The following is a 15,955-nucleotide window of genomic DNA, read 5'->3' as shown; positions in this document are numbered from 1 at the left end:
GGGTGATGAAGAATGAAGGTGTTGTCATCAGTTTGCCTTTGATGAGCCAGGTCAATGCGGCTGCAAGTGACCGTATGCATGCAGAAAGAGATGCAGGGCGTTCGGCACTAGCGCGCCGGCTGCGGTGGAGGGCTTTATTCCACGTCTTCTACGGTGAGGTCCCGGCCGTTGAACTGCACGGTCTCCCCGGCTCGGGCACCCTCGATCGCTTCGAAGATCGGCGCCATCGTGGAAATGCCCATGAGCTCACGCCCCTGACAGGTAAACTTGCTCGTTGACACCGCGATCACAAAGTGGCGGCCGGACAGCTTGACGACAGCGCCTTCGTTGACGGCCAACTTGGGGCCGAAATCGATCGTCCTGAGCTTTTCGAGTTTATTGGCGTAGTCATGGAGCGTGTCATCGAGCGCTTCAGCGAAGTCGCTCGCGACCTCGGCCTGAGCTAGTTCGTCGTTTTCGATCGGTTCGCTCCGATCGAGCCGAGCGGTAGAGACATAGTCCAGGTAGTTTTCGCGAGCGCTGTGCAACGCTGCTGTCTCCAGCAAGAGCATAGTTTCTCGTATGTGGTCCTTGTTCCAGTCCATAATCACCTCCTAATTTTCGATGTTCTTAAAGTTCAGCCTGCAGATGTGTGGGCCAGGATGGCCAGCCTTTCCGGCTAAGCGACACCGCTATTCGTCGCTGATGACGTCTTCGCCCTGGTATGGAACCCTGATCAGCCGAGGATCTCGAATGATGCTCGTGACGAGCCAGACATATTCCTGCTCGGCGGTATCGAAGCCGAGGATGCTGAAGGATCACCGAGAAAGGGCATGGCGGGAAGTCTGGAAAGCCCTCGCGCAGAACGTAACGCTCGGGATCGCTGTGAAACTCGCTCTTGTAAGACTTTCCGTAGTCCGTGCTTGCTCGGCGCGTCCTGGTCACCTGCCGGTGCTGTTTCCCGATGCTCCACAAGGCGCTCGGACAAGTCGCGGGGGCAGATTTCGTGGAACACGTCGAAGGCGTCGATCAACAGGCCTTTATGCTCTGTCGCCGGATCGGTGATCGCGTAGATGTTGGAGGCATCTTCGCCGTCGTCCCCGCTCTCGAGGCGCAACGCCGCATCGACGCGAATGCTGCATGCATCGAGGGTTGACCCTAGTTCGAGATCGACGAGATTGCCGTCCTTGACGCGGTATTCGCGGTCATAGCCGTTGGCGATGAATGACTGGACTGCTTCTAGAACGTCGGTCACCTGGGAGGTCATGGAAGCACCTTCATCTTGAACTGGATTGGACACGCTCGCGCACAAAGCGCGCTGTGACTCGGCGGACGGAGAAGCTCGCGAAGTGCGTTACTCATAGCCACTTGGCCTTCTTGAAGCGCATGAACAGGAGAAGGCAGAACACCGCTATCACTCCGAGCACGACGAAGTAGCCATATGGCGTGTCCAGTTCCGGCATGTGCTTGAAGTTCATGCCATATATTCCGGCGATCGCCGTCGGGACCGTCAAGATCGCCGCCCAGGCCGCGAGCTGGCGAGTGACCACACCGATCCTTTGCGCTTCCAGAAGGCTGCTGGCCTCGAAGACCGTGGACAGGACAAGCAGGAGGCCGTCGACCATGGACTGCACGCGGTGGACATGGTCCGCGACGTCGTGGAAATATGGTGTCATTTCGGCGCTGATGCAGGGAAAGTGGCCGCGAACGAGCTTTCGCACCAGCTCGGCCATAGCCCCGAGCGTGCGCTGGAACCGCGTGAGTTCGGACCTTAGTTCGAAGATTCGCGCCACCTCTTCTGGCCCGAGGAAATCGTGCAGCGACCGTCGCTCCATCGCCAGGACGTCGTCCTCGATCATTTCGAAGATGGGCAGATACTGGTCGACCACTCGGTGCAAGATCGCGTGCAGCACATAGTCGACACCCTTGCCGAACTGCGTCGGCGATGCCTCGAGTTGCTCCCGAAGTTTGCCCAGCGCTCCGGCATTGCCGTGCCGCACGGTGATAAGGTGATTGTGACCGGTGAAGATCGCCATCTTGCCGTAGCTGATCCGGTCGCCGACCAGCTCGGCGGTCTGGGCGACGACGTACAACTCATCGTTGTAGACCTCGAGCTTGGGCGGGCACAGCGGGTGCATGGCGTTGTCGATCGCCAAAGGATGGAGGTTATACGTCGTCTGGATCGCGCTGAGTTCGTCTGCGGTGGGCTCGCTAAGCGCGATCCAGCAGAAGCCCGAGCGATTCTCGTTTAGTTCGACGTGCTCATCGAGCCTGATTTCACGGACTCGCTTACCTTCGTTGTAATAATATGCGGCGATAATGGTCATGCAGGCCTCGCAGGAATTCGCAGGCCACGCTGTACAGCCGGTCGCGCCAGCCCGCGTTCGAGCCATGCCTGCACGTTCGAATAGCTGCTTAGGCCGAGGATGTCGCCCGCTGCGTAGAATTCGACCAGCGCATTCACCCAGCCAAACGTCGCAATGTCCGCGATCGAGTAATCATCGACAATCCATTCGCGGCCCTCCAGCCGGTGATCCAGGACCCCGAGAAGACGCCTGGAATTCATCAACAAAGCGCTGCCGAGGTCGCTTGTCCTCATAGTCCTTGCCGGCAAATCGCAGGAAAAAGCCTAGCTGTCCGAAGGTCGGCCCAACGCCCGACACCTGAAAGAACACCCAGGCCAGAGTCTCGTACCGCTGGGCGGGTGTTGTTGAGATGAGCTGCCCCGTCTTGTCGGCCAGATAGATGAGGATCGCACCGGTTTCCCATATGCCAATGGGCTGGCCGTCAGGGCCAGCCGGATCGATGATCGCGGGTATGCGGCCGTTGGGATTCAACGACACGAACGCTGGATCCTTCGACTCGTTGTTCGAGATGTCGACGAAGTGGGGCTCATACGGCAGGCCAGTCTCCTCCATCATCGAGACCTTGACGCCGTTGGGCGTGGGGGCCGCGTATAGTTGCAAGCGATCCGGATAAGATGCTGGCCAGCGCTGCGTGATGGGAAAGGAGGAGAGGTCTGTCATATCTGGATCCTGGCACTGCGACGGCGGCTGAATGGAATGATCTGCTTCAAGGCCGGGTTCGACGACCGCGTCGATTGACGCGGTCGTCGGAGGTTGCGAACCGGATCGGCGCGGCACTAACGGCAGCGAAGCCTATTCCGCTGCAGCCCCGGCCGCAGGGCTCACATCGCCGGCCTCATGCCGCTTTGGAAGAACCCAGTCGGGACGGACGAAGTGGCAGGTGTAGCCGCCCGGCCGCTTCTCCAGATAATCCTGGTGATCGGGCTCGGCCTCCCAGAACTCGCCGACCGGCTGGACCTCGGTCACCACTTTGCCATCCCACAGCCCCGAGGCATCCACATCGGCGATCGTATCCTCGGCGACGCGCTTCTGCTCCTCGTCGACATAATAGATGCCCGACCGGTAGGAGAGCCCACGATCATTGCCCTGGCGGTTCAGCGTCGTCGGATCGTGGATCTGGAAGAAGAATTCCAGGATGTGCCGGTAGCTCGTCACTGTCGGGTCGAAGACAATCTCGATCCCCTCGGCATGCGTGCCGTGATTACGATACGTGGCGTTCGGAATATCGCCGCCCGTGTAACCCACACGGGTCGAGATGATGCCGGGCCGCTTGCGGATCAGATCCTGCATGCCCCAGAAACATCCTCCTGCGAGAACAGCGCGCTGATGCATGTTAAGCCTCCTCTACTTGATCGAGATATTCACCGTATCCCTCGGACTCCATCTCGTCGCGCGGGATGAAGCGAAGGGACGCAGAGTTGATGCAGTAGCGCAGACCGCCGCGGTCGGAAGGACCGTCCGGGAAAACGTGGCCCAGATGGCTGTCGGCGTGTACCGACCTGACCTCCGTCCGGACCATGCCGTGTGCACTGTCCCGCACCTCGTTCACGTTTGCCGGAACGATCGGCTTGGTGAAGCTGGGCCAGCCAGTACCCGAATCGAACTTGTCCGTTGAAGCGAACAGCGGCTCTCCCGACACTATGTCGACGTAGATGCCAGGCTCCTTGTTGTCGTTGTGCTCACCCGTGAAGGGCCTTTCGGTCCCCGAATCCTGGGTAATCCGGCGTTGCTCGGGGGTCAGGCGGTCAACTGCTGCCTGTGACTTCTCAAACTTCATGATAGTCTCCAATAATTAATCTAGAGAGCTCGACACACTGTCATTTATCTTTGCAGTCATTGCGCCGACTATCGCAGTGCGCCCCAGATTTATCCAATACGCTGCGCGTATAGTTTCCATAGCGCCGAAGCTCTTCACGTCGTGATTCAGTTCCACTCATACCGGGCTGCCAGCTGCGCGATGTTCCGTATCTCGACCGTTGCCGTGGAGCCGGATACTGTCGCGATCACGACTTCGCGCTCCAAGACAAATCCGTCGATCGGCCGAGTGACGAGGCCTTGCACGGTCGGCGATCGTTCCGGAAGAATGCATATGGCGTGGCCGTCAGCGACGACCCGTTGCACCCAGTCCTCGCGATCTGATCGAAAGCGAGGTCGCATGAGCAAGTCCCGTCGCGCGAAGTGATCGAGGATCCGATCGCGAAACTCGCATTTCAGGCGATCGACGAAAAGGAAACTCGAGCAGGTCTTCGCCGCGCACGATCTCGTTGGCAGCCAAGGGATGGTTTGCAGAACAGCCGAGCACGAAGCGCTCCCGAAATAGAGGATGCACATCCAGCTTGCGTTCCGGTCTTGTTTCACGCGGCATGATGCACGCGTGGTATTTTCCTGAAAGCACCTCCGATGTGTCCTCGTTCGACTGGAGCGAGTGCAGCTTGATTTCGATGGATGGCATCTCCGCCAATGCGCTCTCGAAGAATGCCGTAAATTCCTTTGGTCCGACGGTGGGCGCGACGGCGACATCCGGCGCGCAGATCTACCATCGCCCAGTGCTCCGAGTGATTGCGAACGCTCTTCATCGCGACCACCATGGCCGGAATTCTCCCCTCGACGTAGTGGCCAAGGCCAGTCAGGCGGCTGTTCTTCCCGTCGCGATAGATCAGCGGCCCGCCAAGCTCATCTTCCAAGCGGCGGATCGCGCGGGTCAGACTTGGCTGTGACACACCGCTCAAGCGAGCGGCCGCTGTGAAATTCAGCGTCTCGGCCAAGTTGATGAAATAGCTGACTTGATTGAGTTCCATAGTCCTTTGGCCCACGCGCCTGACTGATACCTCTTCCGTGAGACCGCCTTTGGAACGCAGGTCGCAGAAGTATGCTTGGCGCATATAATCATGATATAGGGGCTTGTCTATATGCGCCAGACATATAAATGATAGCCTGAGATGACGATTACCGGTTGGCGGTGCGCTCCGCTCAGCTCCGTCGAAGGTTCTGAGAGCGCAACCGCCAAGCCGCGTGCTGGAGGTTTGATGGACATGGCAGGAAGATCATTTACGTTTGTCAGTGGGGCTGGCTCTCCGCTGTCCGGGCACCTCGAACCGCCGGAAGGGACGCCGCGGGGCTGGGCGATCTTCGCCCACTGCTTCACGTGCGGGAAAGACAGTCGCGCCGCTGTTCACATCTCGCGCGCGCTGTCGCGTGCGGGCATCGGGGTCTTGAGGTTCGATTTCGCCGGGACCGGGATCGGCGGTGGGACGGGAGAACCTGTGAACTTCGCGTCGGACGTCGAGGACCTTCGGGCCGCCGCAAATGCGATGGCGGCGGCGGGCATGTCACCGTCCCTCCTCGTCGGGCACAGCCTGGGTGGCACCGCTGCGATCGTAGCCGCCGCCGACATGCCTGATATTGCGGCGGTAGCGACGATTGGTGCGCCGGCCGACCTTCAGCATATCTTGCGCCTCTTCGGACCGAATGATCTGGACACCATCGCGAGCGAGGGCGAGGCCTCGGTGGAGATTGCCGGTAGGCCCTTCCTCATTCGCCGAGGGTTCCTTGAGGCGGTTGAGGGGATCGACGTCGAGAAGGCCATTGCCTCCCTGCGACGGCCGGTGCTGGTCATGCACTCTCCGCTGGATCAGGTGGTCGGCATCGACCACGCGTCGCGCATCTTCGTCGCGTCCAGGCACCCTAAAAGCTTCATCTCGCTCGACAACGCGGATCACCTTCTCACCGACGTCGCGGACGCGAACTACGCCGCGGCCATGGTGGCGGTTTGGGCGAGCCGCTTTCTCCCACCACTCAGCGCGGATCTTCCGCAGATCGAGGTTGCGGAGGGCGTCGTCGCCACCGAAACTCTTGCAGGGACGTTCCAGCTCAAGGTCCGCAGCGGCGAGCACACTCTGTTCGCCGACGAGCCAGCATCGGTCGGTGGCCTCGGGACCGGACTATCTCCCTACGAACTCGTATCTGCCGGCCTCGCAGCCTGCACGGTGATGACGATGCGTCTCTATGCGAACCGCAAGGGCTTTCCGCTCGAACGGGCGAGCACGACCGTGCAGCACGAGAAGGTGCCGGACATGATGCCACCCGACCGGTTCACCCGCACCATTGTCCTCGATGGGCCGCTGAGTGATGATCAGCGCGCTCGGATCCTCGCGATCGCTGATCGGTGTCCCGTCGATCTGAGTCTCATCCGGGGTTCGGACGTGCAGACCGAGCTCTTGAGCGCCAGTCAGGCTGCGGATCCCGCGAGGCTGGCTTGACCGTGGCGCACACGGAGGAGGGCGAACGGACTGTGAGCCAATCGCCTACCGGCAATAGGGCGGCCGCGACAGAGCGAGCAATTCTCGCAGGCGGCTGCTTCTGGGGCATGGAGGATTTGCTGCGCCGAGCCAGGGGAGTCATTTCGACGCGTGTCGGTTACACAGGCGGAGAAATGCCTGATCCGACCTACGCGAGACATTACGGCCATGCGGAAGCAGTGGAAGTGACCTTCGACCCTTCCGTTCTCGCCTATCGCTCGCTCTTGGAACTCTTCTTCCAGATACATGACCCCACGACCTACGAGCAACAAGGCAGCGATGTCGGTCCGAGCTATCGATCGGCGATTTTCTACACCACCGAAGTGCAGAAGGAAGTCGCCCTCACGACCCATCAGGAAATCAAGCATCGGAAGCTGGCATCGCCGGTCGTGGAATCAACCAGAAGAAGCCTCTGGAGGCGGCGCGCCGAATCCCTGGTGCGCTGCTGGTGAATAGCTGCCACTTCGTGCGCCCCGACCTGGCGGTTGGACCGCTCAGACGAACGCCCAGCTGTAATACTTGACAGAAAGAGTTGATGATGACCGAAACCGTGACTAATCAGGCCGCCTGGCAGAAAGCGCCGGGGCAGCCACTGAGGATCGGTGTCACCGCTCTGCCGCATCTGGCGGCGAACGAGATATTGATCCGCAACGCGGCCATCGCGATCAACCCACTCGACTGGATTCTGCAGGACGTCGCGCTTTTGCCATGGCTCGACTATCCCGCGATTCTCGGCAGCGACGTCTCCGGTGAGGTCGCGGCGGTCGGTGGCGCGGTCGAGCGGTTCAAGGTCGGCGGATCGAGTCATCGGACAGGCGGTCGGGACAACCGTAAATCAACCTGCGCAGGGTGCGTTCCCAGCACCACACGATCGTGCTGGACCACATGGCGGCGCCGATCCCCAACAACATTGCCTTCGCTGATGCGGCAGTCCTCCCGCTTGGCCTTGGCACCGCCGCAAGCGGGCTCTACGGACGGACACAGTTGGCTCTCGCGCCACCGTTACACTCGCCGACCGCGCGTCCAGAGGTCGTTCTGGTCTGGGGTGGATCGTCGAGCGTTGGCTGCAACGCCATCCAGCTCGCGGTGGCGTCGGGCTACAGGTGCGTCGCCACCGCTTCGGCGCGCAACGTCGGCCTGTTGAAGGAGCTGGGTGCAAGCGAGGTTCTTGACCACTCGAGTCCAGCCATCGTGGAAGACGTGATTGAGGCAATGCGCGGGCGCAGTCTCGCTGGAACGCTTCACGCGACCGGTCACATGAAAGACTGTTTTGCCGTAGTTGCGAGATGCGAGGGCTCGCGCCGGGTGGCAGCGACGCTGGCCCCGCCCGACGAGCGTTCATTTGGAGTCGAGGCGACGCACATCTCCGGGACGAGCCTCAAGGATGACGAGGTTGGTCCAATGATCTACCGCGAATTCCTGCCGCAGGCTCTCGCGGCGCGCACGTTCGTCCCCGCCCCTCCGGCGAAGATCGTGGGCCAGGGCCTTGAAATGCTCCAGGCTGCCTTGGAAGCCCTGAAAGGCGGGTGTATCCGCAGCGAAAATCGTCGTTACCCTGCCTTGAGTGACCAGCCAGGCGGTTTTTCGCGTTCGCAGTCTGAGGTGGCCCGCACTTTGCCGATTGGGAAGCTCTACCGGGAAAACGCGTGTGGGACGCGCGCTGCGCTCCTGCCGGAGCATGCGTTCCCGAAACCTGTTCCCGACTGCTTTTCCCCGAAACTACCTATCGGACATAGAGAAATGGGAATGCAGCGAGTGGTTTGAACGGCCGCTTCCGAAACCGCGTTCCGATCAATTGAGCGGCTAAAAGTGGGGCGATCACCGACATATTAGAATGAGACCGCCATGCCCGATCGGCCGGCTTGACGCGTAGCCAAAAGAATGCGGCTGATGGTAGGCTCGCTGACATTATGAAGCCCCGCCATCTGAGCAGCGTTGAGCTGCCGCAATTGCGAGTCTCCTACGCGTCGTCGTTCTTCTCGCGGTCCACACCTCGCTCATGCAATTCGGCATCGACGGGGCAGTTCGTGCAGCCCTCGTAGCAGCACAAGCGGCAGATGCGGTATGACTGCTCGAGGTTTTCCAAGCGATTTCGGAGAACGCGTTCAGCGATGTCCGATAAGGTTTTCAGTTCGTCTGGATTAAGGATCGATAGCCCTTCGGCAATCACTTGATCGCGCGAGGCCAGGACCTCGTCGCTCGCGACCTTGCCAGTTGGAGTAAGATAGAGGGATCGCGCGCGCCCGTCTGTCGAATGCTCCCTACGCTCGATCAATCCCTCGCTTACCAATCTATCCACCAGGCGAACAGTTCCAGCATGTGAAAGGCCCACCCCGATCGCAAGCATACGGATCGAGAGCCCGGGCTTGTGCGCGAGCAACGCCAGCGCTGAGGCGGCGGGTCCAGCTTCCGGCGCCCGCGATGAACTAGCGCGAACGATGTCGTCGCTGATCATGAGTGCGAACGCCCCGAAAATGTTTCGATCTCGAGGTCCATCCATTGCCACATCTATATGTGCGCGGAGCATAGACAGCAAGCCATACCGTGGTCCTCTTCCTCCGCGCGGCTTGTGGAAAATGTCCTGTTTTAAAAGGGTTTCGGAGGATTTCGACTGATCGAGCGCGCCGAAAAAAACGGGTCGGCTCGTTAAGGCAGCGGAACCGTTGATCCTGGCGGCTATAGGGCAAGCCTTTTCGCTCAGAAATCGCCGTAGGTCGCGCCCAAATCGCTCCGCGTGGCCGCGCTGTCATCCAGGCCGCGCAGGTGCAGATCAGCGAGACCTACGCTCCCGGCGTCGAGCACTTCCATCGTGTCACCGCGCGCGATCACGATTGTATCAATCCCATTGAGGAACAGTCCGTGCTCCACGACGTCGGGGATTGCGGCGATCGCTGCTACGATTTCGGTGGGCATGGTTATCTCGTCCAGGGCCGCGTCCATCCGTACAGGCTGGACGTTTGCCAACGGGCTATAGGCCCACCCGGAGCGCCAGCCCCATCAAGTCAAAATCCCGCAAAGGTCGCGCGTTTGCTGGGTAAAGGCATCGCCGATGAGGATGGCTTCGTGAGGCAGCGAAGCGCGAACCAGCCGCTCGACATATCTCGCTTATTAGTATATGCGTCGCGCATATACTGCAACGCCTGCCCGAAGCACGTAGACGACGTTCGTGACGTTCCCACGGGACCACTGTTGAGGAATTTTAGATGAGCATTTTCGACCGTTATGAATTTCTTGTCCCCGAGCACGGTCGGAGGGATCTTGGCCTGCTTAGATGGGCTCTCGTGATCGTATTTCTGTGGTTCGGCGCGATGAAGTTCACAGCGTACGAGGCCTATGGTATCGCCCCGTTATCGAACACAGCCCGATCATGAATTGGCTCGGCATGTTCGGGACGCAGGGGCAAAGCTATTTCATCGGCGTTATCGAGTTATCGACCGGTCTCGTTCTGATCCTTGGTGCATTTCGTCCACTCTTCTCTGCGCTAGGCGCACTAATGTCAGCAGCGACCTATCTGATCACGCTGACCTTTTTCATCACCACTCCAGGTGTCGCGGAGCAGACTGCCGGCGGCTTTCCTGCGATTTCGGCTGCACCAGGGCAGTTTCTACTGAAGGACGCAGTTCTGCTAGCGGCGTCCCTCGTGCTGCTGCGTGCTTCGGTCCGCCACAGAGGGGCGCTTGTGCCCTCGTGACTGTGGTCCTCTCGTGACGGCGGCGTGCAAATCCTGCAGAACCTCCGCGGGGCATGGATGCTCCGTCGCGATATCGAGCCCGGAGGCGCTCAGCTGCATGGCGACGCGGTCTTCGCCCGTTTCGGCGAAGGCGCGCTCGCTTATCGAGAGAGCGGCATTCTCACTGGCAGATGGCAGAGTATTCTCCGCGTGCCGGCAGTATCGCTATCGCTTGAGCGAGGACAGTGTTGTCGTCGAGTTCGCAGACGGACCTCATATCGGGACGCAGTTCCTCAGCTTGAGTTTCTCGCGGACGGATACCGGGTTGGAAGCGAGTGGCGTCTATGCCTGCGGAGACGACACCTACCATGCAACCTACAGGATTCTGGGGCCGGCGGCCTTTGAAGTGGTCATCATGGTCCAAGGGCCTGCAAAGGCATACGAGCTAGTCAGCCGATATTCCCGGTCGGGATAAATGCTCATGTCGGCGGCGCCTGTTCCCTATCATGGCCGTGAAAGGCAGCGCCGGAATAACTTACCACGCGCTGCAAATCCGAAGACGATTGTCGTCGTCATCAGAAGGTAGGCGACTATCCCACCAGGTGAAAGAGTCGGAACCGCTGCGAGGATCAACCCATCATTCCCGCCGGGTATGAGCGCGATGCCGATACCCATCAATGTGCCGCCGACGATAGATCGCAGAATGCCATTGGCTGTCGGCAGTTGGAGACGCAGATTGCCTTGGCGAAAGGAGGCGGTTAGGGCGCCTGCGATCGAAGAGATCACCGCAGTGAGCGCGACCTCGCCGGCCGGCGACATTCTGAGAGGAAGGGCGCGTTGAATCACGTCTGCGAAGGTCCAGGCCGGCGAGAGTGCATATAGAAGTCCGCCAGTGATACCGAGTCCAATCATCGAAGCGCCGAACGACCAACCCGGCTTTGTTCGCAGAACGCTCTTCGTGGAAACGAAAACGAGTGCCAGCACGAGCACAACTAGGAAGGCTAGGAGAGTCGACGAGGCCTGTTGCGCTCGGTTTGGAGATTAAGCTTGGCCATGTTGAATCGTAGCCGAACCTGCCATGGTCGGCAACCAAGATACCAATCGTTAATCCCAAGGGTAGAGCTAGAAGTCGCATCTCCCCATCCCCAAGCCGCGCCAGCGATCCGAGCAGGCATGTGTCATTAATGAGTGCGCCGAGGCCGAAGGCGATGGCGCCGATGAGCAGGAGGAAATTGATGCTGGTCGAGGGTGCGAGTGTTGCGCCCAGTGTTCCCGTCCAGACTATCGGGACCGCAACCAGGCCTGCCGCTGCCGACGCTGCGAGAAATCCGACGAACATTTTCGGCGGCTGTCTTCTGTGTAACTCATGAGCGGCCACCACTAAACAGGTTCCGCCTTGGTTCGCCGCATATCCGAACCCGAAGGCAAGTACGCATAGAAGAAGTTCGAGCGCAAACGATCCCATTATTTCAAGCCTGCCTGATCATATCGTCAGCCTTCTGATGCGACGTTCCAGCGTGGCGAGCGCCCCGGCTTAGCTTTACCACGGGAAGGCGCGATCCTGCTGTAGCCGCACAGATGGCAAAGGCTGACCGAGCCATCTTTGTCGAAGCCGTTTGCCACAAGGAGCCGCTCCGACAGCATGCCTAGAATGTCGAGGTCATTGGGCGACAGGGGCGAAATACATTCGGAGATCACCTGCTCCCGTGCCTTGAGCAAGGCGTCCGTTATCTTCTTCCCCGAATTGGTGAGGTGAATGAAGCGCGCCCGCCTGTCGGTGATTTGTCTTCGTCGTTCCACCAACTGTTCGCGCTCGAGCCTATCGATCAATCGCACCGTCCCGGCATGAGAAAGCCCGATCGAGGTAGCCAAAACGCTGATCGGCAGTCCGGGCTCCATGCTGAGTAACACCATCACGGCGGTCCCCGGGCCGCTTGGTGAAAACGAGGCCGAGACACTGGCGATGCTGTCTGCAACCGCCAACGCGAGTGCACCTAAATGGTACTTGGCGACCTCAGGCTCCATACCGCAAGAATATATGCTTCGCGCATAGACTTCAAGCGTGTGAAAATGTATGACCGCCGCATGCATCTATGACAGATTCGGACATGGTCATGCTCATTGAGGGGCTCAGCTCGGATTCCACATCTGAGATCAACGGACGTGCTCGTTCCCAGGCGCTAGCGGGGGGTAGGCTGGATGAAAGTGGACGTGCATCAGTGGCTCACCGGGCGCAGGCGGTTCGCCGATGAGACCGCCGGTATGATCGGACGGGTCTCATGCCCGACCTGACTCTTGATCTCCGATACCTGAAGTACGCCGTTCAGGTCGCCGAGGCCGGCAGCTTCCGCCGAGCGGCGGAGCGCCTATCGATATCGCAATCCACCGTCAGCCGACGTTTGCAGCTGTTTGAGCGCCAACTTGGCTTTTCTCTCTTCAAGCGTACGCGAGCGGGGGCAGGGCTGACTCCAGAAGGTGAGCGCTTCCTTCAACAAGCGGTGGTGGGAGCGCGCTACCTTCGTAACGCCGCAACGGAGATCCGCTCCGCGCGGAAACTCAAGACCGGGCTCGTGAGGTTTGGAATGCTTGAAGCGTTCCCGGCGTGCCCGATCATCAACATTCTCTCGGCATTCAGAAATAGACATCCGACGATCGAGGTAAAGCTTGAGGAAGGCACTTCAGAAGAAAACACTTTGGGGGTGAAGCGCGGATTACTGGAGCAGCAATCAGCCTGAGTGCGAGCAAGAGCCCTCAGTTCCAAGTTCGACGTCTCTGCGAACCAGATCTGTTCGTGGCATTGTCCCCGCTTCACGAGTTGGCAGCACGGCCACAGCTGTCGTGGGAGGACATTTGTGACGAAGTCTTCCTCGTTCGCTCGGATGGCGCTGGGCGTGAGCTCGCTGGCATACTCCGGCGCATGGTGGGCGCCGGAGACGGAGCGGTTCAACTCTCGATCCAACAAGTCAGCCGAGAAACCCTGCTGACGATGGTCGAACAGGGCTTCGGCTTGACCATCACCAGCGTGATCTACCGGCCGGATATCGCGTTGATCCCGCTCCCATCGGCGCGGGCGCCGACGGCCGCTATAATTTCTTCCAGTGACAACGACAACCCGACTCTGCCGCTGCTGCTGAAGTGTTTCGACACCCCCTCTAGAGCGGGGACCACGGATTAATCGGCGCTCCCCGGCGTCAACGTTCGCCTGGCTTTGGCGAAGCCACGGTCTGTCGCGATGAACCGTTGTAACATCGGGACGATTAACCGAGCTGGGTCAACAGCGGACTGACCTTGCTCTCGGCCCAATAGGTGGGCGTAGTCAACAAGGTCCTGGTGGAGAGCTGCAGGTAGCTCGACCTGTACCTTAAGCGGCTTGTCGTCCGCGATGGGGCCTAGCTTAAGCTTCGACATCATCAACCTCCATATGGCTCCAGTACCAAGTCTCGCGTCACGATAACGCGCACGGGAAATCCGGGCCGAATAGTGATCGTGGGCGCGACGTTGAGCTGACGCCTCACAATCTGCTGCCCTGCGTCGTTGATGGTGTCCTGCCCACCGTTCCGGATCGCCTGAACGAGCTGATCGTCGTTGTCGACCGCGAGTTCGGCGCCGACGCTCAGCAGTGTCGACAATCCCGCAGCCTTGGCCAGATCCCACCAATGGTAATCGACGCCATCCTGCAGCCCGGCGAACCCTTCAGCGTCAGGCACCAGGCTGGCGCTTGGAGAACGATCGACACCGTTCGGGAAGACGAGCCGAGTCCAACGGCGACTCGGCTCTGGCCGAACTGCACGTTGTTGTCGTACTGCCCGACCACACGAGTGCCTTGCGGCACAAGCAAGATACGGCCGGTTGGGCTGTCGTAGATGTTTTCGGTGACCTGCGCGGTGATCTGGCCGGGTAGATCGGATCGGATGCCGGTGATCAGCGCCGCGGATATCACTGCTCCCGCCTGAAGGACGTTCGGCGATACTGGCGCAGCGACGCGATCGGGCGCAACCGTCCTGCGATCGGCCGCGGCGTTCAGAAACGCGTTCTGCCGGTCCTGCGCCGAGGGCGTGGCGGGCGGCGGAGCGAGGCCAATGCTCGCCAAATCCGGCACCGGCGCGAGCGCTGGGGCAGCTCCCCAGCAGCGGGTGTGCCCCGGCTTTCCGATCCGGAGAAGAGACGGCTGGTGCGCGCGGTCTCGATTTCCTGAAGGCGGCGCTGCTCTTCCGGGCTGATGCCGGGATTGGGCGTGGCCGTCCCGGGTGTGGGCACCGGCTGTCCGCGATCCTGGGTACTAAGGATCGGCCGGCCGAGGTCACCGGGAAGAGGGGGACGTCGCTGTCGGCGGCCAGCCCGCTGCAATCTCGCGGCAGGCCGGCCAGTCCGTCGCGGTCGAGCGGTTCTCGGTCGAATAGAGTTCGTCGTTGGGCCGACCGGCGTCGCGGGTGCTCAAGCGCGTAGATCAGCGCACCTGCAAGCCCGACGCTGGCGACAAGACCGAGGCCGGCGAGAACCTTCCGCGACAACCGGGTGACGCGGGGCGGTTCGGCCCGCAGCCGCATCGGCGCAGGCCCGACCGGCTCGCCGGTCAGGGGCTGCGCATCGTCGTCCGGCACTTCCTCAATCCGGGGCGGGTTCTCGCTCACGAGGTCGGCCTCCCGTCTGTGCGGACGATCCTGACGCGCTTCTGCTCGCGGCCGGAGCCGAAGCGAAGTTCGGCAGCCGCGAACAGACGATCAACGATCATGTGGTGGCCGCGAACGCGATAGTTCACGAGCTCAGAGGTGTTGCCCTCGGGGCCGACGACGAAGAGTGGCGGCATCTCGCCCTGACCGATGCCGCGCGGAAACTCGATAAAGACCTGGCGTCCGTCGTCGAAGGCGCGCAGCGGCCGCCACGGCGCACGGTCGCCCTCGATCGCATAGCGGAAGTTGACGTTCGCGAGATCGACGCCGCTCGCCACCGGCTGGGCCGCCTGCGCCTCGGCGTTCTGACGGCGCAGCGCAATGAGCTGGTCTTGCGGATACTGCCATGAGACCGACGCCATATAGGTGCGCTCTGTCGAGCGCAGCTCCATGTGATAGGTGCGCATGTTGGTGTTGATGACGAGGTTTGTCATCAGGTCGGCGCGGGTGGGCTTTACTAGGATGTGGATCTGGCGCGTTGCCCCCGATCCGCTCTCGGTGTCGCCGATGATCCAGCGCACTGTGTCGCCGGCGGCCACCGGGCCTGCGCCGACAAGCTGCTCCCCGGGTTGGAGCGCGATGTCGGTGATCTGCCCGACGGCGGTATAGACTTGATAAAGCGCCCCTTGAGTCCACGGGTAGACCTGCATCGAGTTAATGAAGCCGTCGCGCACCGGCTGGACTCGTGCCGCCTCGTTTGCCTGGTTGACGCGAGCGGTCGGATTAGAAGGCTCCGGGGCACGCCGCGTCTCCTCCACACGCTGCAATTGGCCAGGCAGCGGCAGCGGCCGGGGCAGCTCGACCACGGTGACCGGCGCGGGTGGATCGACGGTCTGCACCGCCGGAGCCGCATTGTCGTAGGAAATCTCCGGCGGCGGATTGGTGGTCGCGCAGCCCGCGAGCGCGGTCGCCGCTAGCAGAACGACCGGGAATGCGGCTCTACGGAGAGCCGGGAGTACGTGTGTGTGTGAA

18 protein-coding genes and 6 pseudogenes are annotated in these 15,955 nt (G+C 60.8%); 9 read left to right on the top strand and 15 right to left on the bottom strand.

The features are described 5' to 3' along the window. Positions 1-134 precede the first annotated feature (134 nt). The 7 genes and pseudogenes from U2P60_RS07215 to U2P60_RS07185 all read right to left on the bottom strand — a co-directional run bounded on the left by U2P60_RS07215 (position 135) and on the right by U2P60_RS07185 (position 5,143). The gene (locus U2P60_RS07215; protein ID WP_004099042.1) at positions 135-584 is read right to left on the bottom strand and encodes a hypothetical protein; all 450 of its coding nucleotides are present in this window, start codon (positions 582-584) and stop codon (positions 135-137) included. Between the two features lie 131 nt (positions 585-715). Continuing rightward, the gene (locus U2P60_RS07210) at positions 716-1,246 is read right to left on the bottom strand and encodes a hypothetical protein (RefSeq protein ID WP_413571942.1); all 531 of its coding nucleotides are present in this window, start codon (positions 1,244-1,246) and stop codon (positions 716-718) included. A gap of 91 nt (positions 1,247-1,337) precedes the next feature. Beyond that, positions 1,338-2,306, bottom strand: coding sequence for a magnesium and cobalt transport protein CorA (locus U2P60_RS07205; RefSeq protein WP_002118270.1), 969 nt, complete (start codon positions 2,304-2,306; stop codon positions 1,338-1,340). Further along, positions 2,303-3,005: pseudogene (locus U2P60_RS07200) on the bottom strand (glutathione binding-like protein). The gene U2P60_RS07205 and the pseudogene U2P60_RS07200 overlap by 4 nt, the downstream one beginning before the upstream one ends. Positions 3,006-3,137: 132 nt before the next feature. Then, positions 3,138-3,677, bottom strand: coding sequence for a peptide-methionine (S)-S-oxide reductase MsrA (gene msrA / locus U2P60_RS07195; protein WP_004099036.1), 540 nt, complete (start codon positions 3,675-3,677; stop codon positions 3,138-3,140). Between the two features lies 1 nt (position 3,678). Next, positions 3,679-4,122 (bottom strand): peptide-methionine (R)-S-oxide reductase MsrB, encoded by a 444-nt coding sequence (gene msrB / locus U2P60_RS07190; RefSeq protein ID WP_004099035.1) that lies wholly within the window; start codon positions 4,120-4,122, stop codon positions 3,679-3,681. 146 nt (positions 4,123-4,268) lie between these two features. Beyond that, a pseudogene (locus U2P60_RS07185) lies at positions 4,269-5,143 on the bottom strand (LysR family transcriptional regulator). Between the two features lie 228 nt (positions 5,144-5,371). On the opposite strand from U2P60_RS07185, the gene U2P60_RS07180 reads away from it, so the two are divergent. The 4 genes and pseudogenes from U2P60_RS07180 (at position 5,372) to U2P60_RS07165 (ending at position 8,407) form a co-directional block, all read left to right on the top strand. Further along, entirely contained in the window at positions 5,372-6,604 is a 1,233-nt protein-coding gene (locus tag U2P60_RS07180) for a bifunctional alpha/beta hydrolase/OsmC family protein (RefSeq protein ID WP_045269764.1), read from the top strand. A gap of 107 nt (positions 6,605-6,711) precedes the next feature. Continuing rightward, positions 6,712-7,005, top strand: a pseudogene (locus U2P60_RS07175) (peptide-methionine (S)-S-oxide reductase MsrA); the annotation flags it as partial. Between the two features lie 173 nt (positions 7,006-7,178). Further along, a pseudogene (locus tag U2P60_RS07170) lies at positions 7,179-7,433 on the top strand (alcohol dehydrogenase catalytic domain-containing protein); the annotation flags it as partial. 95 nt (positions 7,434-7,528) lie between these two features. Beyond that, positions 7,529-8,407, top strand: coding sequence for a zinc-binding alcohol dehydrogenase family protein (locus tag U2P60_RS07165; protein WP_413572030.1), 879 nt, complete (start codon positions 7,529-7,531; stop codon positions 8,405-8,407). 196 nt (positions 8,408-8,603) lie between these two features. Here the strand turns inward: U2P60_RS07165 and U2P60_RS07160 are convergent, their stop codons facing one another. Together U2P60_RS07160 and U2P60_RS07155 are read right to left on the bottom strand one after the other, a co-directional pair. Next, on the bottom strand, positions 8,604-9,098 hold the full coding sequence (locus U2P60_RS07160) for a MarR family winged helix-turn-helix transcriptional regulator (protein WP_004099028.1): 495 nt from the start codon (positions 9,096-9,098) through the stop codon (positions 8,604-8,606). A 242-nt stretch (positions 9,099-9,340) separates the two neighbouring features. Continuing rightward, positions 9,341-9,556, bottom strand: a complete 216-nt coding sequence (locus tag U2P60_RS07155) for a hypothetical protein (protein WP_413571941.1) — start codon at positions 9,554-9,556, stop codon at positions 9,341-9,343. A 290-nt stretch (positions 9,557-9,846) separates the two neighbouring features. Between U2P60_RS07155 and U2P60_RS07150 the strand changes: the two genes are divergently transcribed. From U2P60_RS07150 to U2P60_RS07140, 3 genes are all read left to right on the top strand, one after another. Further along, positions 9,847-10,014 (top strand): DUF417 family protein, encoded by a 168-nt coding sequence (locus U2P60_RS07150; RefSeq protein ID WP_413571940.1) that lies wholly within the window; start codon positions 9,847-9,849, stop codon positions 10,012-10,014. Further along, a complete protein-coding gene (locus U2P60_RS07145) occupies positions 10,011-10,334 on the top strand; it encodes a DUF417 family protein (RefSeq protein ID WP_413571939.1) in 324 nt (107 codons plus the stop codon). The genes U2P60_RS07150 and U2P60_RS07145 overlap by 4 nt, the downstream gene beginning before the upstream one ends. Positions 10,335-10,431: 97 nt before the next feature. Then, complete coding sequence (locus U2P60_RS07140; protein ID WP_413571938.1) at positions 10,432-10,788, top strand: DUF6314 family protein; 357 nt, start codon at positions 10,432-10,434, stop codon at positions 10,786-10,788. 29 nt (positions 10,789-10,817) lie between these two features. Here U2P60_RS07140 and U2P60_RS07135 read toward each other — a convergent pair whose 3' ends face one another. The 3 genes and pseudogenes from U2P60_RS07135 to U2P60_RS07125 all read right to left on the bottom strand — a co-directional run bounded on the left by U2P60_RS07135 (position 10,818) and on the right by U2P60_RS07125 (position 12,227). Further along, positions 10,818-11,297 (bottom strand): YeeE/YedE thiosulfate transporter family protein, encoded by a 480-nt coding sequence (locus U2P60_RS07135; RefSeq protein WP_413571936.1) that lies wholly within the window; start codon positions 11,295-11,297, stop codon positions 10,818-10,820. Positions 11,298-11,442: 145 nt separating this feature from the next. Next, a pseudogene (locus tag U2P60_RS07130) lies at positions 11,443-11,652 on the bottom strand (hypothetical protein); the annotation flags it as partial. Positions 11,653-11,804: 152 nt separating this feature from the next. Further along, positions 11,805-12,227 carry a MarR family winged helix-turn-helix transcriptional regulator gene (locus U2P60_RS07125; RefSeq protein WP_223296479.1) on the bottom strand — a complete coding sequence of 141 codons (423 nt, stop codon included), beginning with the start codon at positions 12,225-12,227 and terminating at the stop codon, positions 11,805-11,807. A gap of 365 nt (positions 12,228-12,592) precedes the next feature. Here U2P60_RS07125 and U2P60_RS07120 point away from each other — a divergent pair, with 365 nt between their 5' ends. Then, positions 12,593-13,048: a LysR family transcriptional regulator gene (locus U2P60_RS07120; RefSeq protein ID WP_413571935.1), complete on the top strand. Its 456-nt coding sequence runs from the start codon at positions 12,593-12,595 to the stop codon at positions 13,046-13,048. Next, on the top strand, positions 13,024-13,488 hold the full coding sequence (locus tag U2P60_RS07115; protein ID WP_413572021.1) for a LysR substrate-binding domain-containing protein: 465 nt from the start codon (positions 13,024-13,026) through the stop codon (positions 13,486-13,488). The genes U2P60_RS07120 and U2P60_RS07115 overlap by 25 nt, the downstream gene beginning before the upstream one ends. Here U2P60_RS07115 and U2P60_RS07110 read toward each other — a convergent pair. The 3 genes and pseudogenes from U2P60_RS07110 to trbG all read right to left on the bottom strand — a co-directional run bounded on the left by U2P60_RS07110 (position 13,485) and on the right by trbG (position 15,903). Beyond that, positions 13,485-13,721 carry a DUF2274 domain-containing protein gene (locus tag U2P60_RS07110; protein ID WP_026227538.1) on the bottom strand — a complete coding sequence of 79 codons (237 nt, stop codon included), beginning with the start codon at positions 13,719-13,721 and terminating at the stop codon, positions 13,485-13,487. The genes U2P60_RS07115 and U2P60_RS07110 overlap by 4 nt on opposite strands. 2 nt (positions 13,722-13,723) lie before the next feature. Further along, positions 13,724-14,944: pseudogene (locus tag U2P60_RS07105) on the bottom strand (TrbI/VirB10 family protein). Then, entirely contained in the window at positions 14,941-15,903 is a 963-nt protein-coding gene (gene trbG, locus U2P60_RS07100) for a P-type conjugative transfer protein TrbG (protein ID WP_198149083.1), read from the bottom strand. Before trbG ends, U2P60_RS07105 begins: the two are co-directional and overlap by 4 nt. Positions 15,904-15,955 lie beyond the last annotated feature (52 nt).

The organism is Brucella sp. H1_1004, assembly GCF_047308065.1.
In the GTDB taxonomy this organism is placed as follows: Bacteria; Pseudomonadota; Alphaproteobacteria; order Rhizobiales; family Rhizobiaceae; genus Brucella; species Brucella pseudogrignonensis_B.
Note: the sequence above shows the minus strand (reverse complement) of the source record. Positions and strands in the feature narration are given on the sequence as shown.